We start from the raw sequence: 22714 nt of genomic DNA, 5'->3' as shown, positions 1-22714 counted from the left end.
CAAGACATGACCGACACCGCCATTTACGACCGGATCGCCGCGCAGATCGAACCCTTCAACAAGAAGGGCGTCGCGCTGACTGAGAGCACCACCTTTGCCTCCGATCTGGAATGGGACAGCCTCACCGTCATGGATTTCGTCGCGGCAATCGAGGACGAATTCGACATCATCATCACCATGAACATGCAGGCCGAGATCGAAACCGTCGGCCAGCTGGTCGCCGCGGTCGAGAAGCTGACCGCCTGACCCCGCGCTATCCTGCGCATTTTCCCCAACCTTGTAGAGACCCCGAATGACCGACCTGTTTTCCAAGTTCGACGCCCTGATCGGCGAGCGCGAGGCGCTGCTGTCTACCGGCGTGCGCGATCCCTTCTCGCTGGTGATGGAATCGGTCAAATCGCCTACCGTGGCGATGTGCAACGGCAAGGAAACGATCCTGCTGGGCACCTACAATTACATGGGCATGACCTTTGACGACGATGTGCTCGAGGCGGGCAAGCAGGCGCTCGACAATTTCGGATCGGGCACCACCGGCAGCCGCGTGCTCAACGGCACCTATGCCGGGCACCGCGAATGCGAGGAAGCGCTCAAGGAATTCTATCGCATGGACCATGCCATGGTCTTTTCCACCGGATACCAGGCCAATCTCGGCATCATCTCGACCATGGCGGGCAAGGACGATTACATCATCCTCGATATCGACAGCCATGCCTCGATCTATGACGGCTGCGCACTCGGCAATGCGCAGATCGTCGCCTTCCGCCACAATGATGTCGAAGCGCTGGAAAAGCGGCTGAAGCGCCTGCCCCCCGAAGCGGGCAAGCTGGTCGTTCTCGAAGGCGTCTATTCGATGCTGGGCGACATCGCCCCGCTCAAGGAAATGGTCGCGGTATCCAAGGCCGCCGGCGCGATGGTGCTGGTCGACGAGGCGCATTCGATGGGCTTTATCGGCGAACATGGCCGCGGCGTCGCCGAGGCGGCGGGCGTGATCGACGATGTCGATTTCATCATCGGCACGTTCAGCAAGTCGGTCGGCACCGTGGGCGGCTTCTGTGTGTCCAACCACCCCAAGTTTGAGGTGCTGCGCCTGGTCTGCCGTCCCTATGTGTTCACCGCCAGCCTGCCGCCCAGCGTCGTCGCCACCGCCGCGACCAGCATCCGCAAGCTCATGCACGCAGGCAACAAGCGCGCGCACCTGTGGGAAAACTCAAAGCGCCTGCATCAGGGTCTGCGCGATCTGGGCTTTGCGCTCGGCACGCCCGAGGCGCAGAGCGGCATCATCGCGGTGATCATGCCCGATATGCTCAAGGGCGCGCAGATGTGGCAGGCGCTGCTCGAGCGCGGCCTTTACGTCAACCTCGCCCGCCCGCCGGCGACGCCCGCCGGCATGACGCTGCTCCGCTGCTCGCTCTGCGCCGAGCATTCGAGCGAGCAGGTCACGCAGATTCTTGGCATCTTCGAGGCGGCGGGCAAGGAGGTCGGGATCCTCTGATCCCGGCCCGGCCGATCAGCCCCAGATCGTCGTCAGCCAATAGAATAGCGCGCCCACCGCGGCCGAAGCCGGGATGGTGATCAGCCAGGCTATGACCACGCGCCCGGCAACGCCCCAGCGCACCGCCGAGGCGCGCCTCGCCGCGCCGACGCCGACGACGCAGCCGGTGATCGTGTGCGTCGTCGAGACGGGAATACCGAACGCGGTCGCCGCGAACAGCATCACCGATCCGCCCGACGAGGCGCAGAAGCCCTGCTGATGCGACAGCTTGGTGATGCGCGTGCCCATGGTCTCGATGATCTTCCACCCGCCCGACAGGGTGCCCAGCGCGATCGCGACATAGCAGCTCAGCACCACCCATTCGGGTACCGCGAACTCGCCATCCAGCATGCCCTGCGAATAGAGCAGCACGGTGATGATCCCCATCGTCTTCTGCGCGTCATTGGCGCCATGGCCTAGCGAATAGGCGGCGGACGAGACCAGGTGCAGCTTCTTGAACACGCCTTCGGCGCGCTTGGCGGTGGCGCGCAGGAAGATCCATGATGTCAGCACCACCAGAAGGATCGAGAGAATCATGCCGATGGTCGGCGACAGCACGATCGCCGACGCGGTCTTGAGCACGCCCGACCAGACGATGCCGTCCAGCCCCGCGCGCATCACGCCTGCCCCGATCAACCCGCCGACGAGTGCGTGGCTGGAGGATGAGGGTATACCCTTCCACCAGGTGACGACGTTCCAGAACATCGCGCCCACCAGCGCGCCGAAGATCACCTGCGGATTGACGATATCAGCGTCGATAATGCCCTTGCCGATCGTTTCGGCGACCTTCAACCCGAAGATCCAATAGGCCGCGAAGTTGAAGAACGCGGCGAACAGCACCGCATGCACCGGCTTGAGCAGCCGCGTCGAGACCACGGTCGCGATCGAGTTGGCGGCATCGTGCAGGCCGTTCAGGAAGTCGAATGCCAGCGCGAGCGCGATCAGCGCGATCAGCAGCGGCATGGCGATGATGGTGGTTTCCATGAGAAGCGCAGCGTTGCGTCAGGCGTGGTCGATGACGAGACCGTCGATCTCGTTGGCAACATCCTCGAACCGGTCGACCACGCGCTCGAGATGCATGAACAGCTCGCGCCCGACCGTGAACTGGATCGGGCTCGCTGCACCATGCTCCTTGAACAGCGCCTTGAGACCGCGCGCATGGATTTCGTCGGCATGGCCCTCCATGATGACCAGACGCTCGGTGAGCTCGTGCAGGCGATGGGCGTTCTTGTTGACATTGCGCAGCAGCGGCAGTGCCTCGACCGTGATCCGCGCGCAATCGACGATGATCGCGGCGATATCCTTCATTTCCTGCTTGAACTCGGTCACCTCATAGAGGTCGATCGCGCCTGCGGTCTTCTGCATCTCGTCGATGGCATCGTCCATCGCGCCGATCAGGCTGGTGATCGCGCTGCGGTCGAAGGGCGTCAGGAACGTGCGGCGCACGGTCTGCAGCACCTCGCGGGTGATCTGGTCGGCCTCGTGCTCGCGCTCGACCAGTTCCTGGACATGATCCGCCATGCCCGGCCCGCCGTTCAGCAGCCGCGCCAGCGCATTGGAGCCGGAGAGCAGCGTCAGCGCATGCGCCTCGAACAGTTCGAAGAAATTGCCCTGTTTGGGCAGCAGGGCCTGGACCCAGGAGAAGACCGCCATTTTCGGAGAAGCCTTTTGCGTATCTGGAAGAAAGCCGCCCTTGGCGATGCGACGGTCGGCGTCGCTCGCCCGGAAGCGGCGGATGAGTTCGGACAGTTCGGGCTCGTCGACCAGTTGCGCGGCCTCTTCGAGCGAGAACCACTGCCGGTCGCGCTGGTCCTGCTCTTCCCATTCGTCCAGAACATCAGTGACCGAGAACGGGAAAACCTCGACCGCGACGTTCAGCATCGCGCCGTTCTTGCGCTTCTTGCGATAGCGATAGCTGCCGAGCGAAGTCGGGCAGGCCGCGCCCTTGACTCCTGCCTCTTCCTCGGCCTCGTGTGCGGCGGCGGCATGCGGTTGCAGGCCATCGATCATGTTGCCCTTGGGCAGCACCCAGCGCCGCGTCTCACGCGAGGTGACAAGCAGGATCGTCACCGGCGCGCTCACATCGTCGCGCGCGGTGCGATAGGGCAATGCTGCGATCTGGCGAATGTCGGACCCCTTTGTAACAAAAGCGCCGCATATCTGTAACAATTGCCCGTGCAAAGCGATTTCTGCGGGTTTCGCGGTGGCGCGGTGCGACTACCCACGGCTTTGTTGCGCCGGGCCTCTTGCAAGGCTTCAATTGCCCGCAAATATCTGTAAGGGCGGCGCGATGGTCCTCCCCGGAAAAGGCCGACACCCATGACCGAATTGCTTGCGCTGCGCGATGCCGTGCGCGCTCACCATCGTGCCGATGAGGGCACGGTGCTCGATTATCTGATGGCGAACTACGCCCCTTCGCCCGAACTGCGCGCGCGCATCCGTGCACGCGCCGTGCGCGTCGTCGAGGATGTGCGCGCCGCCTCAGGTCCCACGCTGATGGAAAGCTTCCTCGGCACCTATGGCCTGTCGAGCGACGAGGGCCTGGCGCTGATGACCCTGGCCGAGGCATTGCTGCGCGTGCCCGATGCCGAGACGATCGACGAGTTGATCGAGGACAAGATCAGCCCGGCCAACTGGCGCGAGCATTTCGGCAAGTCGGAAAACACGCTGGTCAACGCCAGCACCTTTGCGCTTTCGATGACGCAATCGGTGCTCGAAGGGCCGTCGAGCAAGGGGCCATTGGATGCGCTGCGCGGCGCGATCAAGCGGCTGGGCGAGCCGGTCATCCGCGCCGCGGTGCGCCGCGCGATGAAGGAGCTGGGCAACCAGTTCGTGCTCGGCGAAGACATGGACGAAGCGCTCAAGCGCTCGCGCAAATGGGCGGCCGAGGGCGCTACGTTCAGCTATGACATGCTGGGCGAGGCGGCGCTCACCTTCCCCGATGCAGACCGCTATTTCGCATCGTACATGCAGGCGATCCGCGCGATTGCCGATGCCGCCAAGACCGACGACATGCGCACCAATCCGGGTCTGTCGATCAAGCTCTCGGCGCTCTATCCGCGCTACGAGATGAGCAAGGCCGACGAATGCGTCCCCGCGCTCGCCGACCGGGTGCTGGAGCTCGCCCGCGCCGCGCGCGATGCGAAGATCGGGCTGAATATCGATGCCGAGGAAGCCTATCGGCTCGGCATGTCGCTCGACATCATCAAGCTGGTGATGAACGATTCCACGCTCGCCGGATGGGACGGGCTGGGCGTCGTTGTCCAGGCCTTCGGCCGGCGCGCCAGCTTCGTCATCGACTGGCTCTATGGGCTGGCCGAATCGCTGGACCGCAAGATCATGGTCCGGCTGGTCAAGGGCGCCTATTGGGACAGCGAGATCAAGCGCGCACAGGTCGATGGCGTGCCCGACTTCCCGGTCTTCACCAGCAAGGCCGCCACCGACATCTCGTACATCTGCTGCGCCGCGCAGCTGCTGCGTCTCACCGACCGCATCTACCCGCAATTTGCCACGCACAATGCGCACAGCGTCGCGGCGATCCTGGAAATGGCGGGCAACCGCGACGATTTCGAGTTCCAGCGCCTTCACGGCATGGGAGAACCGCTGCACAACGCGCTGCTGCGCAACGAGAAGGTGCGCTCGCGCATCTACGCGCCGGTCGGCAAGCACCGCGAACTGCTCGCCTATCTGGTCCGCCGCCTGCTGGAGAACGGCGCGAACTCCTCGTTCGTCAACCAGCTCGCCAACCATGCGGTGCCCGCCGAGGCGATCGCCGCCGATCCGTTCGAACAGCTGGAGGCCGCGCGCGCCGAAGCCGATGCGAAGATCATCCGCCCCGCAGCGATCTACGCCCCATCGCGCGTCAATTCGCGCGGCTGGGACCTCGCCAACCGCGCCGATCTCAACGAATTCCTCGAATCGCGCGGCGCTTTTGCCGAGCATCAGTGGCAAGCTGCACCGATCCTCGCGGTCGAAGCGGGTTCGGGCACAGCGCCGCGCGAGGTGTTCAGTCCCGCCCAGACCGACCGGCAGGTGGGCACCGTCACCGATGCGGGAGAATCCGAGGCGAAAGCCGCCATCGCCGCCGCGCGGGTCTGGGATGCAACGGTCGCCGAGCGCGCTGCCGCGCTGACCCGCGCCGCCGATCTGTTCGAAGCGAACCATGGCGAGATATTCGCGCTGCTGGCGCGCGAGGCTGGCAAATGTGCGCCCGATGCGATCGCCGAACTGCGCGAGGCGGTGGATTTCCTGCGCTATTATGCCGCCGAGGCACTCGCCGCGCCCGCATCGAGCCCACGCGGAATCATCACCTGCATCTCGCCCTGGAACTTCCCGCTGGCGATCTTTACCGGCCAGATCGCGGCTGCCCTCGCCATGGGCAATGCCGTGCTGGCGAAGCCGGCGGAGCAATCGCCGCTGATCGCGCATCTGGGCACCCGATTGCTGCACGAGGCAGGCGTGCCGGTGAGCGCGCTGCAGCTGCTGCCGGGGCCGGGCCGCGTCATTGGCGCCGTGCTGACCAGTGATCCGGCGATCGCGGGCACCTGCTTCACCGGATCGACCGCGACCGCGCAGACGATCAACCGCGCGATGGCCGAAGGATGCGCACCCGATGCCATGCTGATCGCCGAGACCGGCGGACTCAATGCGATGATCGTCGATTCGACCGCACTGCCCGAACAGGCGGTGCGCGACATCGTGGCGTCGGCCTTCCAGTCGGCGGGGCAGCGCTGTTCGGCGCTGCGCATGCTTTATGTCCAACGCGACATTGCCGAATCGCTGAAAGAGATGCTGTTCGGCGCGATGGATGCGCTGACACTGGGCGATCCGTGGTGGCTAGCCAATGATGTCGGCCCGGTGATCGACCATCAGGCGCGCGAGAAGATTGTCGGCCATATCGAGACGGCGCGCCGTGAAGGGCGGCTGCTGAAACAGCTTGATGCGCCCGAGACCGGCTGGTTCGTCGGCCCCGCCGCGATCGCGGTGAACGGCATCGAGGATCTGGCCGAAGAGATTTTCGGCCCGGTGCTGCATGTCGCAACGTTCGAGGCGAGCGAGATCGACACACTGGTCGAGCGGATCAATGCGCGCGGCTATGGCCTGACCTTCGGGCTTCAGACACGCATCGACAGCCGCGTCGACGAGATCACAGCGCGCGTCCATGCCGGCAATATGTACGTCAACCGCAACCAGATCGGCGCGGTAGTTGGCGCACAGCCGTTCGGGGGCGAGGGACTCTCGGGCACCGGCCCCAAGGCAGGTGGCCCGCGCTATCTGCCGCGCTTTGCCGCTGCCGAAGGGATGCAGCTCGATCTGCCGCCGCTGACCCGCATTGCCGGTCGCGCCGAGGTGGAAACCGCGCTGGCCGCCCTTCCCCGCGTTACCGAACTACCGCTGGGCAGCATGACCATGCCCGGACCCACGGGCGAATCCAACGTGCTTTCGACATTCGCGCGCGGCCGCGTGCTGTGCCTGGGTCCGACAGTCGACGCAGCCATGCAGCAGGCAGACATTGCCCGAAAGCAAGGGTGCGCGACGCTGATCGTTGTTCCCGGCGCCAAGGGACCGCACAGCATCGACGGCTTTATCGAGCGCGCCGATCTGGCGCATATCGAGGGCTTCGATGCGGTCGCCATCTGGAGTTCCGCCGACGACCAGCGCGCCATCTGCAAGGCGCTGGCCGCGCGGGATGGGGCAATCCTGCCGCTGTTCACCGAGGCCGATTTCGCGCCGCGCTGCGTGCACGAACGGCATGTCTGCATCGACACGACCGCTGCCGGGGGGAATGTCTCGCTGCTGGCTTGAACTCGTTTCACGCTCATCACCGTTTTCCGGTGAAAGCCGGAAATCCAGAGCGATGTTGGCTCGTTCTCGCTCCCGGGCTCCGGCGTTCGCCGGAGAACATTTGCAGTAGAGTTTGCCCTCCCCCATCAAGGGGGAGGGCTTATCGGCTCACGCGATTACAGCCGCTCGATCTTGCGTGCGGCTTCGTCGAGGATTTCGGCGACCTGGTGCTTGAACTCTGCGTCCACCTCTCCGCTGGCGAGGCGGTGCGCCATCGCCGCCATCAGATTGCCGACCGCGCGGCCGATCTGCGGCCCCCCGGCACGCTGCTCGCGCTCCTCACCCGCTTCGGTCAACCGCGCTAACAAGGCGTCGGCCTCCTCGCGCTTTTCGGCCAGCTCCGCGACGCCCGCATCGGTGATGCGGAAGGCCTTGCGCGATCCCTCGGTTTCGACCGACGCGATCAGGCCGCTGTCCTCCAGCAGGCTGAGCGTCGGATAGACCACGCCGGGGCTCGGCGCATAATCGCCGCCGGTCATCTCCTCGATCGCCTTGATCAGGTCATAGCCGTGGCGCGGCTCCTTTTCGATCAGCGCCAGCAGCACCAGCCGCAATTCGCCGCTGTCGAACATCCGCCGACGTCCGCGCGGTCCACGACCACCGCCGCCGCGCCCGCCCCGGCCACCGCCGTCAAAGCTGAAATTGCCGAAGTCCCAATCGCCACCCCAGCCGCGACCACCGCCACGCCCGAAAGCCATGGCGATAAACGGATCCGCTCCGCCGAAACGGCCACGCGGGCCACCGCCCATCTTGAAACGCATACTCATATCGATTCTTGCTCCTGTGTATCCCGATAGCTACAAGATATATCTTATTACATCTTGGTCAAGAGGCGAAATGCGACGACCTGCCCTTTCGCGATTCCGCTCCAGCCGCTAGCGTTGAAACGATGAGCGATCTGTTCGATACCTTGCCCAGCGCTGCCGCCGCTGGCGAAGCTGCACCCGGCCCCGATGCGCCGCTCGCCGACCGGCTGCGCCCGCGATCGCTGTCTGAGATCATCGGCCAGGGTCATCTGACCGACCCCGATGGCGCGATCGGGCGGATGGTTGCGGCAGGCAAGCTCTCTTCGATGATCCTCTGGGGTCCGCCCGGCACCGGCAAGACCAGCATGGCGCGGCTGCTGGGCGAGGCGACGGGCATGCGCTTCGTCGCCATCTCTGCCGTATTCTCGGGCGTTGCAGACCTCAAAAAAGCCTTTGCCGAAGCGGAAAGGATGGCGGGCGCAGGCCAGCGCACGCTGCTGTTCGTGGACGAGATTCACCGCTTCAACCGCGCGCAGCAGGATGGCTTTCTGCCATTTGTCGAGCGCGGCACGGTGGTGCTGGTCGGCGCGACGACCGAAAACCCCTCATTCGAGCTCAACGCTGCGCTGCTCAGCCGTGCGCAGGTGCTGATCCTCCGCAGGCTGGACGAGGCGGCGTTGGGCGAACTGATCGCACGTGCCGAACGGCTGACGGGCAACACGCTCCCGCTGACCGATGACGCCCGCGCCGCGCTGATCGCCTCGGCCGATGGCGATGGCCGCTTCCTGCTCAATCAGGTCGAGACCTTGCTGTCGATCCGCGTCGAAGCACCGCTCGATCCAGCAGGGCTCGCGGCGCTGCTGCACCGCCGGATGCCCGTTTACGACAAGGATCGCGAGGGGCATTACAATCTCATCTCCGCGCTGCACAAGGCGATGCGCGGTTCCGATCCCCAGGCGACGCTCTATTATCTCGCGCGGATGCTGGTGGCGGGCGAGGAGCCGCTTTATGTCCTGCGCCGCATCACACGGTTTGCCAGCGAGGACATCGGCATGGCCGATCCGCAGGCGCTCGTGCAATGCCTCGCCGCCAAGGATGCCTATGCGTTTCTGGGTTCTCCCGAGGGGGAGCTGGCAATCGTGCAGGCGTGCCTCTATTGCGCCACCGCGCCAAAATCGAATGCCGCTTATGCCGCGCAAAAGGCCGCGTGGAAAAGCGCCAGGGCCACCGGATCACTGATGCCGCCGCAGAACATACTCAACGCGCCGACAAAGCTGATGAAGGACATTGGTTACGGCAAGGGCTATGCCTATGACCATGACGCGGCGGACGGATTTTCCGGCGCGAACTACTGGCCTGACGAGATGGAACCGGAGCGTTTCTACCAGCCGGTAGAGCGCGGCTATGAAGCCCGAATCGCGGAGCGCATGCGGGTATGGGAGGATTTGCGGAAGAACCGGGGTTAGGCGGCTTTTGAAATATTCTCGAAAAGGTCTCGCACCGCCGCGATGGCATCGCCCTTGTAGCGATAGGCGACGGTGCTCTGCCCGATCACCAGGCCCGACTGGTCACTCAACAGCCAGCGCCACTGGTCGTCGGGTCCGCGAAACAGCGAGAAGCCCGCTCGCTTTTGAAGGTCCGAAACATCGTTGAACGCCGCCCATTCGGGATCGCCCTCGATCGCGCGCTCGATATCGTCTTCGGTCATCGCATCGAGCCGCGCCCAGTCGGTTTCGTCCGATTCAAACACCGTATCCAAACTGACTCTGGTAATCTTGCCGCTCATAATGTCTTGCTCGCCGCGCGCTGATGATCCGCCTTTTACCGTTTCGTAGCGTGTATACCACAGCAATGAACTTCGCGTCATGGCCAATCATTCCCAGCGCAATGTGCCGAATCTCTGTGCCTGTCACGCTGTCTTCGTAAGGATCGATGACGCGGCGCTCCCAGATCTTTGTCGCACGGCGGAAATCGATCCCGTGCTTTTCCAGATTGATCAAGCGCTTGGCTTCGTCCCATTCAAATTCCATAACGCTGTGCCCACGCTGGAGTTCTTGATGATGCCAAAGCTCTTCCGCCCCGCCCGCCGTTGCCAGACTATCGCAGGATTTGTCCTGGCTCTAGGCATGATGAGCGCTCCCGCAACAGCGCAGCAGACGCCGCCGCCGGCCGGTCCCACCCGCGCCACCTTGGCCGAGGCGGCGGGCTACAAGGCGCAGTTCCTGTGCTCTGGCCTCTGGAACGGCAACAAGACCATCGCCGATATCGAGGCCGACGAGCTGACCGGTATTTACCCGCACATTGCGCCGATCGTGCCCGGTCTGAAGGCCGAGATCGACGAGGCGGCGCGTCAGGTGAGCGTGGGTTTTGCCGAGGACATGCCGCCACGCGTCGCGCGGCACAATCCGGTCACCGGCTGCACATCGATGCCGATCGGGTGGAAGAATGACGGCCGCCGCCTGCCCGCCGAGGACATGGAGCGTGCGCCCGCGGGCAGCCTGGATGACCGGCCCTGGCCGATGGGCGATGCCAATGCCAGCGACCCGCGCATCATGATGATCACGCCATTTGACTTGCTGATCGAGAGCGCCTTCGAGGAAAAGGCCTTTGGCGGCAAGACCAGCGGCGTCGTGATCGTCCACAGGGGGCGCATCGTGCAGGAGCGCTACAAGCAGGGGTATGATCTGCACACTGCCCAGCGCACCTGGTCGGTCGCCAAGTCGATGGCGGGCACTTTTGCGGGCTTCGTCCGGCAAAAGGGTTTCAGCATTCCCGAGACGCCGGTGCGCGAATGGAATGTCGGAGGCGATCCGCGCCGCACGATCACGGTCGATCACCTGTTGCGGATGGCCAGCGGGCTGGTGAGCGACACGCCCGGCAACCGCACCGACGCGGTGTACATGAGCGCGGGCGAGGTCCGGCAATGGACGACGCAATGGCCGATGCTGCACCAGCCGGGTTCGACTTTCCGCTATGCCAATAACGACATCCTGCTTGCCATGCTTGCCGCGCGCGACGCCGCGCCCGATCTCCACCCGCACCAGATGTTCGATGCCATCGGCATGACCCGCACCTGGGCCGAGACAGACTGGCAGGGCAATTACATCCTCTCTAGCCAGGTCTGGACCACCGCGCGCGACATGGCGCGCATGGGGCTGCTCTACCTCAATGACGGTCTATGGGACGGCAAACGCATCCTGCCCGCCGGCTGGCGCGATTATGTGACCAAGCCCGGCGGGCCGCAGCCGGACGGGCCGTTCGGCTATGGCGCGAGCTTCTGGCTGATGAACAGGAGCGAGGGGGTGCCCGCCGATGCCTTCGCCGCTTTCGGCAATCGTGGCCAGTATCTGGTGATCATCCCCAGCCGGGATCTGGCGATCGTCCGCCGCGGCTATGACAATGCCGGCGACCAGTTCGACATAGCGAAATTCACGGCCGAGGTGCTGAAGCAGGTCCGCTGACGTCCGATGCGCCGTTTCCAGCATTATGCCTGTTTCGACTGGTCGGGCCAGGCAGTGGCTCGGCCCAAGGGACTCGCGCTGGCGACCATCGCTGCCGCGCCGGGCGCGCAGCCCGTTCTGGTGCGCCCGCCAGGCGGCTGGTCTCGCGCCGCCGCACTGGAATGGCTGCTTGATCTTGCCCGGGCCGGGACCGACATTCTGATCGGCCTGGACCTGTCGCCCACCTTCCCCTTTATCGACGCGGACGGCTATTTCCCGGGCTGGGATCATAGTCCCGGGGATGCACGCGAGCTTTGGGCTCTGGTCGATCGTCTGTGCTCGGGGGACGATCACCTTGCAGCCAGCAGCTTCGTCCAGCATGCCGAAGCGCGGCGCTATTTCCGTCATGGAAAGGATGACACCGGCGACAGGTTTGGCAGCCTTGGCACAGGAAGGCTGCGCGCGGTGGAACACCACCAGCGGAAGACCAGACAGGCGAACAGCGCAAGCTGTTTCAATCTCGTCGGCGCCGCGCAGGTCGGAAAGTCGAGCCTTACCGGCATGCGCGTGCTCAACCGGCTGGCGGGACGGATACCGATCTGGCCGTTCGATCCGGTTCCACAGAACGGCCCGGTGATCGTCGAGATCTATACCAGTATTGCCGCGCGGGCAGCAGGGATTGCGGGCGGCCGCAGCAAGGTCCGCGATGCTGCGGGGCTGCACCAGGCGCTCGCCGCGCTCGACACGGCGGCGCCTGCCCCGCTGGCGGCGCACGATGATCACAGCACCGATGCCATCATCACCGCCGCCTGGTTGCGCCATGCGGCACGCGATCCGGAACTGTGGCAGACTTTCTGGCATCCTGCAGCGCTGGACGACACAATTCGGCGCACTGAAGGCTGGACCTTTGGCGTCAAATAGCGCATGGCACCCGGCGCAATCGCGATGGGTAAGCCGCTTTAGCTCAGCTGGTAGAGCAACCGCCTTGTAAGCGGTAGGTCGTTGGTTCGAATCCGACAAGCGGCACCATCTGCGATGCGCTCAGGGGCCGGGGGGCCGCAACCGCACGAAAGCTGACCTGCCGCTGATGGACCCTGCCCCCGCTGAAATTCTTCCAGAACCCGCATCGAGGATATGGCGCTTGCGCGAGGCCTTGCGCTCGCGGTTCGGGGAGCGCGCCGGCGGCATCATTCTGGCGCTTGTTGCCGAGCTCCTGTTCGTCCTCGCCCTGCTGTCGCTTTCCATCGCGCCACCCGCAGAGAAACGCGAGGAGTCGCTGATGACTGTATTCGGCGTCACTCCCGAACCGAGTGCGGAAAAGACCGAGCAGGACAGCCCGAAGCCTGCCGAAAATGCATCGCGCTCGCCCGAACCGACCGAAAGCGAGGAGAGTCCGGTCGAGACACCCAGTCCGGTGGTTTCGCCGCAACCTTCGCCCACCCCGCCACCCGTTGTGTCTCTTCCGTCGCCCATCCCGGCGCCTGCAGCACCGCCCGCCGCCCCGAAAGCCAGGGCGGTGATCAAGCCCGGCCGGGTCTATGGTCCGGCCGACAAGGGTGTTCCGGGCGATAGCGAGCGTGTCGGTTCGGGGCCCAATGGCGAGCCGCTCTTTGCCGCCGCATGGTACCGCGAACCCTATGACGACGAACTGAAAGGGTATCTGTCGACCGCGCGAGGTCCTGGCTGGGCCCTGATCGCATGTCGCACGGTTTCCGATTTCAGGGTCGAGGATTGCTACGAGATTGCGGAATCGCCGCAGGGGTCAGGCATCGCGCGTGCAGTGCTGGCGGCGGCCTGGCAGTTCAGGGTTCGACCCCCGCGTGTTGGCGGGGTGTCGAAAGTCGGCGAGTGGGTGCGTATCCGGATAGATTATGGTTTGCGGGATCGATGATCAGCTGCGGGCGAACACTCCGCAAGCCACGCGGTCACCGCTGTCGCCCGAGGGATCGGTGATCTGATCGTCGGCCTTGGCATGAACCACCAGGGCAGCACCGTCCGCATCGAGCATCTCATCCAGCTGCGCCTCGCTCAGAACCGTGTCCATCTTGCCGCTGCCGTCACTGGCCACGACCAGATTGGGCATGTCGCCGTGATGCTGGCCTTGCGGGTTGCTGAGTCCGTGCTTGGCACCCATCGGATTCCAATGGCCGCCTGCGCTTTCGAAACTGGGCCCTTCGCATTTGCCCGTCGTGTGAACATGAATGCCGTGCTCGCCCGCACTCATGCCACTGGCGCTGATCGTCAGCTTTATCCCGTCATCGCCCTGTGTAGCCGTGACCATGCCTGCGTCAGCACCGTCAGCCGTCTTGAGCATCGCCGTTGCCATGGCAGGGGCCGTTTCCGCGGACATATAGGCGCGATCGGCTTCCTCCTGAGGTGCCGGTTCGGGTGTTTCATTCCCGCACGCAGCCAGCGCAAGGCTGCAGGCAAGGGCTGACACGGTGAAAAACTGGTGAGGCAAGGTCATGATAGGCTCCTGTCTTTCATCATTTACCCGGAAGGGCACGCCAGGGTTCCGCCGATGCGACAGGCGGCCAATCAGCCAGCGGAAAGTCCGTTTGACTTTGCTGCCGCTTGCCGATTGTCTGGCGGCAAGTGCCCCAAGATGCACAGGAGTGGATTCCGAATGAGCCTGACCATTGCCAGTAGCCCGCCAACCGAACTCAACCAATCACTCGGATTCGTCCGGATTGTCGAGCTTGATCCGGAAGGCCGAGCGGCCATCGAATATCAGGCCGGCATGCACATGTGCCATTCGGGCGGCGTCGTCCAGGGCGGCTTCGTGACCGGCTGGATCGATGCTGCGATGGCCCATGCCGCCATGGCGATGACCGGGCCGGACATCGTGCCGATGTCGCTCGAACTGAAAGTGAGCTTCTTTGCGCCAGCGCGGCCCGGGCTGGTCATGGCCAGGGCGTGGGTTGAACGGCGCGGACGCAGCACCTGCTTTTTCGAGGGGCAATTGCTCGACGACCAGGGCAAGGTGCTGGCAAAGGCCAGTTCGACGCTGATGCTTGCCGACCGAAGCCGGGTCGAGCAGGCCTCCAGCGCAGCACTGGGGAGCGGCTGACGCTTCAGTTCTTCGGGGCTGCGGCCTGCACGTCCTTGAGGAATCCGCGAATCCGCTTTGCGTTGACGCCCAGATCGCTGCGCCCGACACGCGAGACGCTGCGCACATCGACTTCGCTGGTCAGTCCCCCCGGACCCGGCTGGACCCGCACCACGACATCGTCCTTGAACTTGAACAGCGAGACCGTGTCGGTCGCCTCCAGCCGTCCTTCCCCGGGCTTGGACAGGGCAATGTCCCATCCGCGCTCGCGCGCCACCTCGGTCGCCAGGGTGACCGTGCGATCGACCGGCAGCCTGATGACGACGGTCTTCAGATCGCCATAGGCGCCTCGATGCAGCACCTTCCAGCGCTCCTTGGCGTCCATCCCGGAATATTTCGGATCGCCGCGCCCCGGAATGTCGGCAAAATCGTCAGGCCGCAGCTTGAGCACCTGGAACTGCGGCGGATTGTCGAGATTGGTGGTTATATCGTGAATGGCCGGAACGCTGCGTCCGACATTGATCCAGTATCCCATGAATCCAAGATAGGCGAGCGAACAGACGAGCCCCATGACGGTGAGTTCGCGGATGCGCTTGCCCTTCTTGCGATAGAGCAGCAGCACGATCAGCGAGAAGGCAAGGCCGACCAGCGCAACCACCAGGGCAGCCGCAACAACGCTGACACCGGTCAGCTTGGCCCACCAGTCCTGCCCGGCACCGACGGCGCCGATCAGCGCCATGATGATCGAGCCCGCGCCGAGCAACAGACACAGGCGTGCCAGCCAGATCGATCCGTGCGGTTTTGCGGTTTCGTCCATGAACTCCCCCTGTTGCCTGCAAGCCACACATAGAAAAGCCCTGTCGCTTTGGCAAACCCTTAGCGCCGGGACCTCCAGTTGCGAATAGCGCTCGACTCGCCGCCCCCCCGCCCCTAAGGGCGCCAACGTATACGCACATGCCCCCTTTAGCCGTCTGGAACGATGACTGAATTCGACATTATCCCGCTGGATCAGGTGGATAAAGCCTGGGTTGAAGAGCTGCTCGACCTGGTGTTCGGGCCGGATCGCCACAGCCGCACCATCTACAAGGTCCGCGAGGGTCTGTCCTGCCTGCCGGGGCTGAGCTTTGCCGCGATCGATGGCGATGGCTATCTGGTCGGCACCATCCAGTGCTGGCCCGTGGCGCTGACCGATCCGGACGGGCTGGCCTATCCGATGATCCTGGTCGGCCCGGTCGGCGTCGCGCCCGATCATCAGGATCAAGGCATCGGCCGTGCCCTGATGGCAGCCGTATTCGGCGCGATGGGCGTGGGCGAGAAGATGCCGCTCGTCCTGCTCGGCGATCCCGAATATTACGGGACACGCTTCGGCTTTTCCGCCGAGCGGACCGGCGGATGGACGCTTCCCGGGCCGTATGAGCAGCACAGGCTGCTTGCCCTGGCACGGCCGGATTCGCTGATGCCGGAACGCGGGCTGCTGGGCCCCTGGCGTCTGACCTGAGGCGCGCGGTAGCCGCATCGCCCTTTGCATCGGCAGCCACCCATGCTTATCTGACGCCCGATGCCCTACGATCCGCCCCCTGAACTGCAGGACCTTTCGCTCGCCGATATTGCGGGGCTGGTCGCCGCGCGCAAGCTGCCGCCGGTCGAGCAATGGAGCCCGGCGCACGAAAGCGACAGCCAGATGCGGATCGCTGCCGATGGCCGCTGGTATCACCAGGGCGGTCTGATCTCGCGCCCGGCAATGGTCCGGCTGTTCGCCAGCGTGTTGCGCCGCGAAGAGGACGGGCGTCATGCGCTCGTCACTCCGTTTGAACGGCAATGGATCGCGGTCGAGGATGCGCCGCTGCTGGCCGTCGAGCTGAAATCGGAAGGGACCGGCGACCAGCGTCGCCTCGCCTTCCGGCTCAACACCGACGAACTGGTGGTCGCCGGTCCCGATCGCCCGATCATCATGCGCGGCGATGCGGACGAGCCGCGCCCGTATCTCGGCCTTTGGCGGGGGCTCGAAGCCCGGATCGAACGCGCGGTCTATTATGATTTGGTCGAGCTGGCGCTGGAGGAAACCGAAGCGCCCGAGGCCGGCCTGCCCATCTGGAGCGACGGTGCGTGCTTCCGGCTCGACACGATAGAGGTCGCATGAGCCTGTATGATCGCCTGGCCGAGGCGCTTGCCGCAAGCCAGGGCATGACATCGATCGACGAAGCGCACATCCGTCCGGATCGGGGCGTGCATGTTCCCGCTGCCGTGCTGATTGCGGTGACCGACAGGCCGCAGCCCGGCGTCATCCTGACCCAGCGACCCGATTATCTGCGCAGTCATCCGGGCCAGGTGGCGTTTCCCGGCGGCAAGATCGACCCCGAAGACGAGGACGCGATTGCCGCTGCGCTGCGCGAGGCAGACGAGGAACTTGGCCTCGCGCCGGGTCACGTCCGCGTGGTCGGGACGGCAGATGTCTACCGGAGCGGCAGCGGCTTTGCGATCACCCCGGTGCTGGGCGTGATCCCGCCGGATCTCAGCTATTCACCCAATCCCGGCGAGGTGGCCGACTGGTTCGAGGTCCCTCTCGATTTCGTGCTCGATCGTTCCAATCACCATGCGCATTCAACCTTCTGGAAAGGAGCTGAGCGCAACTATATCGAAATTCTATGGGGGCAGAGGCGCATCTGGGGTGTGACCGCAGGCATCATCGCCAACCTGTCGCGCCGGCTGGAAGGGGTTCTGGCATGACACGCATCGCCGCCGCCTGGAGCCAGCGCGAAGATCTGAAGGCCATGCTGGCCGCGCTCGACCCCGATGGTGGCCAGTGCCGCTATGTCGGCGGCGCCGTGCGCGACGCGCTGCTCGGCATCGAGGCAACCGATATCGACATCGCCACCCGGCTTCTGCCCGAAGAGGTGATCGCCCGGCTGGAGCAGGCCGGATTGCGTGCCGTGCCGACCGGGCTGGCGCATGGCACGGTCACGGCCGTGCTGCCCGGCGGGCCGGTAGAGATCACCACGCTGCGCCGTGATGTCACCACCGATGGCCGCCATGCCGAAGTCGCTTTCACCGATGATTGGCGCGAGGATGCGGCGCGGCGCGACTTCACCATCAACGCGCTGTTCGCGGACCCGGCCACGCTGGACGTGACCGACTTTTTCAACGGCCTTGCCGATCTCGAGGCGCGGCTGGTCCGCTTCATCGGCGATGCAGGCGAACGAATTCTCGAGGATCATCTGCGGATCCTGCGCTATTTCCGTTTCCATGCCCGGTTCGGCGGCGCAGTCGATGCCGATGCGATGGCGGCCTGTACCCGGCACGCGCAACGCCTGAAAGCCCTGTCACGCGAACGCATAGCGCGCGAATTGCTGCTGCTGCTGGGCAGCGCCGATCCGCTGAGGTCCGTGCGGCTGATGGAGCAATGCGGGATCTGGCCGGTTATCCTGCCGGAAATGGCGCAGGACGGTCTGGACCGGCTTGCGGACCTGCTGTCGCGTGAGCAAACTGTGGGGGCGGAACGCAATGCGCTGCTGCGGCTCGCTGCCCTTCTGCCCGAGGACCCGCTGCTTTCCGATACCGTCGCAGCGCGGCTGCGGCTCTCCAAGGCGCAGCGCCTTGCCATGGCGCGCTATGCGACGCCATGGCCTGCTGGCGGGACCGCGCGGCAGATCGCGGCGCAGGTTCAGCCCGAAGACCTGATCGCGCCCTGGTTGCTGCTGCGCGCGCCCGAGACGTTGCTGCAAGGCGGCTGGCAGAGCCTTCAGGGCTGGCAGGTACCCGCATTTCCGCTGGGTGGGCGCGACATAATCGCGCTGGGCATCAATGCAGGCCCCGATGTCGCCAGAGCTCTTGGCGAGATCAGGCGCCGCTGGATCGCCGAAGATTTTCCTGACAGCGCAAGGCTTGGCGAGATTGCCAGCGAGGTGGTGGTCCAGGCGGGCTGATCAGCCCATGCGCTCCATCATGAATTCATAGGCGCGCGAAGCAGGCACCGGCGGCGAATAGAAATAGCCCTGGCCATACGAACAGCCGAGTGCCGCCAGAGTATGCGCAATCTCGAGCGTCTCGATGCCTTCTGCCGTGGTTTCCATGTTCAGCGCCGAGGCCAGCGAAAGGATGGCGCGGACGATCGCCACCTTGTCGCGCTCCTGCAGCATGTGCGTGACAAAGCTGCGGTCGATCTTGAGCACGTCGATGGGCAGTTGCTGCAGATAGGCAAGGTTCGAATAGCCGGTGCCGAAATCGTCCATCGCGAGCGACACGTCGAGCGCGCGCAGTGCATTCATTACCTTGACCGCGCGGGCGGGGTCGCTGACCACGACAGACTCGGTCAGTTCCAGCATGATCCGCTCAGGCCTGGTCCTGTTGGCACGCAGAATGCCGGAGACCATGCTGGGAATGTCATCGCGCGCGAACTGCGCGGCCGACACGTTGACACTGATCTTGAGCGGCAGTTCCTCGCCGGCCTTCTGGTCCCATTCGCCCAGCACCTTGCACGCCCGATCCAGCGCCCAACGGCCGAGCGGAAGGATGAGCCCGCATTCCTCGGCCACGGGGATGAACTCCGCCGGAGAGATCATGCCGTAATCGGGATCCTTCCAGCGCGCCAGTGCCTCGAAGCCGGTGACGAAGCCGTTGCTCAGGTCGATCAGCGGCTGAAAATACAGCTCGAGCCGGTCGAGCTCGATCGCCTTGCGCAGTTCGGTTTCCAGCGTGAAGCGGCGCCGCGCCTTGTCGAGCTCCTCGGGCGTATAGATTTCCGCCTGACGGGTCTGCTTGGCGCGCTTCAGGGCAATCTGCGCCTGGCGGATGTAGTTCGCGCAGTCGGTCTGTCCCTGCTTGCTCAGCGCGATACCGATAGCGCCATCGATCTGAATCTCGAGATCGGACAGTCGATAGGGATCGGCAAAGATGCTGCGGATGCGGTTGGTGATCCGCATCAGTTCGCGTTCGCTGGTGCCGCGCAGGGGGACGAACAGCGCGAACTCGTTGCCGCCGATGCGGGCGACCACATCGGTCTTGCGCATGCGGCCCATCAGCCGGCGCGCCACGGTGATAATGAGTTCATCGCCCACGATGCTGCCGGCGCATTCGTTGATCTGACTGAACCGCGCAATATCGAGCGTGAAGATTGCAAAGGCGCCCAGATTGCCGCGCCCGCTGACCGGCGCATCCGCGAGCCGGTTTTCGACTTCGTCCTCGAAACCCGCCCGGTTGGGAAGACCGGTCAGGCTGTCGCGCATCGTCTCGCGGCGGAAACTGTCGTGCGTCTCTATCTCGCTGGTACGGTCGATCAAACTGACCAGAAAATGCGGCCATTCCATTCCGCGCAAGTCCATGCGCGCAACGGTGACATCATAACGGCGCGGCTTGATGGGGTCTTGCGACATCCACGGTTTCACGGCCTTGCCGCTGTCATTGCGATAGGCGACCGAAATCAGCTCGGTCAGCAACCTCAGGTCCAGCCCGTTGGGCTCGCCCGGCGCAAGACCGCGCTCGCTGAAGGCCGGATTGGTCGCCATGAACTCCAGGTCCTCGCCTGCACGCATCACGACAGCCGCCGGGATGGGCAGCGGATCGAGCGCAGCCATCAACATCGGATGCGCACGCGGTGCGGACAGCGCACTGGGGCGATCCGGAGCGTTCCTGCTACGCGATTTCGAAGACGGGGTCGGGCTTACCATGGTTAGCACCAGCTAACCGGAAAACATGTAAAATTCACTTAAAACGCAGGCAAAAATATTTGCATTCGGTTGCAATTCAACCGTCGAACCTGTTGTTCCTGGGGAAGCCGTTGGGGGGAAGGCGCCCGGCAGCGCCACGTGCCACGCGCCAGAGCCCCATGTCCTTTTCGGTGCGGGTGCGGCCGCTGTCTCCGCCCATGGCCCAGCTGAGCCCGTCTTCCAGCCGGAATGTCGTCGCATCGGAGAGCGATCCGTCGCGGTAGCGCTGCAGCTGCACGCCCTGGCCGCGCGCCATGACCGGAAGCTCGGCGATCGGGAAGACCACCAGCTTGCGGTTCTCGCCGACCACCGCGACATGATCCGCGCTCGGCGGGACCCGGCGAATCACCATCAGTCTCACGCCCGCCTTGAGGTTCACAACCTGCCGGCCCTTGCGGGTTTCGGCGATCAGTTCGGCCATCTCCGCCAGGAACCCTCGACCGTTCGACGCGGCAAGCAACAGCCTGCCCTGCGCATCATAGGGCATCAGCGCGATGATCTGCGCATCGGCATCCATGTCGAGCATGCCGCGCACCGGTTCGCCGAAACCGCGCGCGCCGGGCAGCTTTTCCGCGCCCAAGGTGTAGAAACGGCCATTGTCGAGCGCGATCAGCAGCTTGTCGGTCGATTGCGCGTGGAAGGCAAAGCCGGGGCCATCGCCTTCCTTGAACTTGGTGAGCTCCGCCGCCGACAGGTCCGCATGGCCCTTCATCGCCTTGATCCAGCCGCGCCGCGACATGATCACTGTCACCGGCTCACGCTCGATCATCGCTTCCAGCGGAATTTCGCGCGCCGGCGCGGCTTCCTCGATCGCCGTACGGCGTACACCCAACCTGCCCAGCTCGGTATTACCAGTATACAGCGCGCGCAGCGCCTTCAGGTTCTTGGTCAGCCGCTTCTTCTGCAGGCCCGGGTCGGCGAGCAGCTCTTCCAGTTCGGCCTGTTCGGCGAGCAGCGCATCATGCTCGCGCCGCAGCTCCATTTCCTCCAGCTTGCGCAGAGATCGCAACCGCATGTTGAGGATCGCCTCGGCCTGACGGTCGGTCAGCTCGAACTCGGCCATCATCACGGGCTTGGGCTCATCCTGGGTGCGGATGATCTCGATCACCCGGTCGAGGTTGAGATAGGCGATGATATAGCCGCGTAGCAGCTCGAGCCGCGCCGCGATCTTCTCCAGCCGGTGGCGGCTGCGGTTGACCAGAATGACGATCTGGTGGCGCAGCCAGGATTCGAGCAGCGGCTTGATGCCCATCACGCCCGGCGTGCGCGTCTCGTCGAGCACGTTCAAGTTGAGCGGGAAGCGGATTTCGAGATCGGTCAGCCGGTACAGGCTGTCTTTCAGCACATCGACATCGACATTGCGGCTCTTGGGCTCGATGACCAGCCGGATGGTCTCGTCCGATTCATCGCGGACATCGGCGAGGATCGGCAGCTTCTTCTCCGCGATCAGCGTCGCGATCTGCTCGATCAGCTTGCCCTTCTGCACCTGATAGGGAATTTCGCTAATGATCAGCTGCCAGGTGCCGCCGGGCAGTTTCTCGATGCCGGTCGGCTCCCAGTTGCCTTGCGCATCCTTGCCGGTCGAATAGCGCGCGCGCAGCCGGAACGCGCCGCGTCCGGTGCGATAGGCCTGGGAAATGCTCTCCGCGCTGTCGACCAGCACACCGCCGGTGGCGAAATCCGGCCCCAGGAACACCGCCATGATGTCCTCGTGGCTGGCTTCGGGCCGCTTGATCAGCAGCATCGCCGCATCGATGATCTCGAGCACGTTGTGCGACGGGATCGAGGTCGCCATGCCCACCGCGATGCCGCTGGCGCCATTGGCGAGCAGGTTCGGGAACAGGCCCGGAAAGACCTCGGGCTCTTCCTCCTCGCCATTATAGGTGGGCTTGAACGCGACCGTGCCTTCGTCCAGCCCGGCCATCAGCTCGATCGCGGTGCGCGTCAGCCGCGCCTCGGTATAGCGATAGGCGGCAGCGTTATCGCCATCGATATTGCCGAAATTGCCCTGCCCGTCGACCAGCGGATAGCGCAGCACGAAATCCTGCGCGAGGCGGACCATCGCGTCATAGACCGAGGCATCGCCATGCGGGTGGTATTTGCCGATGACATCGCCGACAACGCGCGCGCTCTTCTTGTAGCTGCTCGCCGGGTCCAGCTTCAATTGCCGCATCGCCCAGAGCAGGCGGCGGTGGACGGGCTTGAGGCCATCGCGCAGATCGGGCAGCGAGCGCGCGGTGATGGTGGAGAGCGCATAGACGAGATAGCGATCCGACAGCGCACGGTCGAACGAGGTGTTCTCGATTTCGGGAATGTCGTCGCCGGAACCGGCGCTCGCCTCGTCTGCCATGCGTTGCGCCTAGCAGTCGAAACTAGCGAAAGCGAGAGGGGGCACCCGGATT

General features: G+C 64.6%; 21 protein-coding genes and 1 tRNA gene. 13 read left to right on the top strand and 9 right to left on the bottom strand.

The annotated features are described in order from the left end of the window. Positions 1–6 precede the first annotated feature (6 nt). The gene (locus C7451_RS11820; RefSeq protein WP_023836291.1) at positions 7–246 is read left to right on the top strand and encodes an acyl carrier protein; all 240 of its coding nucleotides are present in this window, start codon (positions 7–9) and stop codon (positions 244–246) included. 46 nt (positions 247–292) lie between these two features. Continuing rightward, on the top strand, positions 293–1492 hold the full coding sequence (gene spt, locus C7451_RS11815; RefSeq protein ID WP_110299164.1) for a serine palmitoyltransferase: 1200 nt from the start codon (positions 293–295) through the stop codon (positions 1490–1492). Between the two features lie 15 nt (positions 1493–1507). On the opposite strand, the gene C7451_RS11810 is transcribed toward spt, so the two are convergent. Continuing rightward, positions 1508–2515 carry an inorganic phosphate transporter gene (locus tag C7451_RS11810; RefSeq protein WP_110299163.1) on the bottom strand — a complete coding sequence of 336 codons (1008 nt, stop codon included), beginning with the start codon at positions 2513–2515 and terminating at the stop codon, positions 1508–1510. Positions 2516–2533: 18 nt separating this feature from the next. Beyond that, a complete protein-coding gene (locus tag C7451_RS11805) occupies positions 2534–3640 on the bottom strand; it encodes a DUF47 family protein (protein WP_279629493.1) in 1107 nt (368 codons plus the stop codon). 210 nt (positions 3641–3850) lie between these two features. On the opposite strand from C7451_RS11805, the gene putA reads away from it, so the two are divergent. Further along, on the top strand, positions 3851–7336 hold the full coding sequence (gene putA, locus C7451_RS11800) for a bifunctional proline dehydrogenase/L-glutamate gamma-semialdehyde dehydrogenase PutA (protein WP_110299162.1): 3486 nt from the start codon (positions 3851–3853) through the stop codon (positions 7334–7336). A gap of 155 nt (positions 7337–7491) precedes the next feature. Here putA and C7451_RS11795 read toward each other — a convergent pair whose 3' ends face one another. After that, complete coding sequence (locus C7451_RS11795) at positions 7492–8136, bottom strand: PadR family transcriptional regulator (RefSeq protein ID WP_110299251.1); 645 nt, start codon at positions 8134–8136, stop codon at positions 7492–7494. 128 nt (positions 8137–8264) lie between these two features. Between C7451_RS11795 and C7451_RS11790 the strand changes: the two genes are divergently transcribed. Further along, complete coding sequence (locus tag C7451_RS11790) at positions 8265–9587, top strand: replication-associated recombination protein A (RefSeq protein ID WP_110299161.1); 1323 nt, start codon at positions 8265–8267, stop codon at positions 9585–9587. On the opposite strand, the gene C7451_RS11785 is transcribed toward C7451_RS11790, so the two are convergent. Both C7451_RS11785 and C7451_RS11780 read right to left on the bottom strand, forming a co-directional pair. Next, a complete protein-coding gene (locus tag C7451_RS11785) occupies positions 9584–9880 on the bottom strand; it encodes a hypothetical protein (protein ID WP_146215356.1) in 297 nt (98 codons plus the stop codon). The genes C7451_RS11790 and C7451_RS11785 overlap by 4 nt on opposite strands. After that, a complete protein-coding gene (locus C7451_RS11780; protein WP_110299159.1) occupies positions 9864–10151 on the bottom strand; it encodes a BrnT family toxin in 288 nt (95 codons plus the stop codon). The genes C7451_RS11785 and C7451_RS11780 overlap by 17 nt, the downstream gene beginning before the upstream one ends. Positions 10152–10247: 96 nt before the next feature. Here C7451_RS11780 and C7451_RS11775 point away from each other — a divergent pair, with 96 nt between their 5' ends. From C7451_RS11775 to C7451_RS11760, 4 genes are all read left to right on the top strand, one after another. Next, positions 10248–11582, top strand: a complete 1335-nt coding sequence (locus C7451_RS11775) for a serine hydrolase domain-containing protein (protein WP_244181843.1) — start codon at positions 10248–10250, stop codon at positions 11580–11582. 6 nt (positions 11583–11588) lie between these two features. Continuing rightward, positions 11589–12482: a hypothetical protein gene (locus tag C7451_RS11770; protein WP_110299158.1), complete on the top strand. Its 894-nt coding sequence runs from the start codon at positions 11589–11591 to the stop codon at positions 12480–12482. A gap of 32 nt (positions 12483–12514) precedes the next feature. After that, positions 12515–12590 (top strand) — tRNA-Thr (locus C7451_RS11765). 112 nt (positions 12591–12702) lie between these two features. After that, positions 12703–13452, top strand: a complete 750-nt coding sequence (locus C7451_RS11760) for a hypothetical protein (RefSeq protein ID WP_244181840.1) — start codon at positions 12703–12705, stop codon at positions 13450–13452. Here the strand turns inward: C7451_RS11760 and C7451_RS11755 are convergent, their stop codons facing one another. Then, the gene (locus C7451_RS11755; protein ID WP_110299156.1) at positions 13453–14028 is read right to left on the bottom strand and encodes a superoxide dismutase family protein; all 576 of its coding nucleotides are present in this window, start codon (positions 14026–14028) and stop codon (positions 13453–13455) included. Between the two features lie 159 nt (positions 14029–14187). Here C7451_RS11755 and C7451_RS11750 point away from each other — a divergent pair, with 159 nt between their 5' ends. After that, entirely contained in the window at positions 14188–14631 is a 444-nt protein-coding gene (locus tag C7451_RS11750; RefSeq protein WP_110299155.1) for a PaaI family thioesterase, read from the top strand. Positions 14632–14635: 4 nt separating this feature from the next. Here the strand turns inward: C7451_RS11750 and C7451_RS11745 are convergent, their stop codons facing one another. Beyond that, a complete protein-coding gene (locus C7451_RS11745; protein ID WP_110299154.1) occupies positions 14636–15427 on the bottom strand; it encodes a DUF1499 domain-containing protein in 792 nt (263 codons plus the stop codon). A gap of 162 nt (positions 15428–15589) precedes the next feature. On the opposite strand from C7451_RS11745, the gene C7451_RS11740 reads away from it, so the two are divergent. Genes C7451_RS11740 through C7451_RS11725 form a run of 4 tightly spaced genes read left to right on the top strand, consistent with a single transcriptional unit; the run spans position 15590 to position 18533 of the window. After that, entirely contained in the window at positions 15590–16108 is a 519-nt protein-coding gene (locus C7451_RS11740; RefSeq protein WP_110299153.1) for a GNAT family N-acetyltransferase, read from the top strand. Between the two features lie 60 nt (positions 16109–16168). Next, on the top strand, positions 16169–16750 hold the full coding sequence (locus C7451_RS11735; protein WP_110299152.1) for a DUF1285 domain-containing protein: 582 nt from the start codon (positions 16169–16171) through the stop codon (positions 16748–16750). After that, entirely contained in the window at positions 16747–17337 is a 591-nt protein-coding gene (locus C7451_RS11730; protein WP_110299151.1) for a CoA pyrophosphatase, read from the top strand. The genes C7451_RS11735 and C7451_RS11730 overlap by 4 nt, the downstream gene beginning before the upstream one ends. Beyond that, the gene (locus tag C7451_RS11725) at positions 17334–18533 is read left to right on the top strand and encodes a CCA tRNA nucleotidyltransferase (protein ID WP_110299150.1); all 1200 of its coding nucleotides are present in this window, start codon (positions 17334–17336) and stop codon (positions 18531–18533) included. Before C7451_RS11730 ends, C7451_RS11725 begins: the two co-directional genes overlap by 4 nt. On the opposite strand, the gene C7451_RS11720 is transcribed toward C7451_RS11725, so the two are convergent. After that, positions 18534–20186, bottom strand: a complete 1653-nt coding sequence (locus tag C7451_RS11720) for a putative bifunctional diguanylate cyclase/phosphodiesterase (protein WP_167398520.1) — start codon at positions 20184–20186, stop codon at positions 18534–18536. A 163-nt stretch (positions 20187–20349) separates the two neighbouring features. Continuing rightward, on the bottom strand, positions 20350–22662 hold the full coding sequence (gene parC / locus C7451_RS11715) for a DNA topoisomerase IV subunit A (protein ID WP_110299148.1): 2313 nt from the start codon (positions 22660–22662) through the stop codon (positions 20350–20352). Positions 22663–22714 lie beyond the last annotated feature (52 nt).

The sequence above is a fragment of the Blastomonas natatoria genome (assembly GCF_003201955.1).
Classification (GTDB): domain Bacteria; phylum Pseudomonadota; class Alphaproteobacteria; order Sphingomonadales; family Sphingomonadaceae; genus Blastomonas; species Blastomonas natatoria.
Note: the sequence above shows the minus strand (reverse complement) of the source record. Positions and strands in the feature narration are given on the sequence as shown.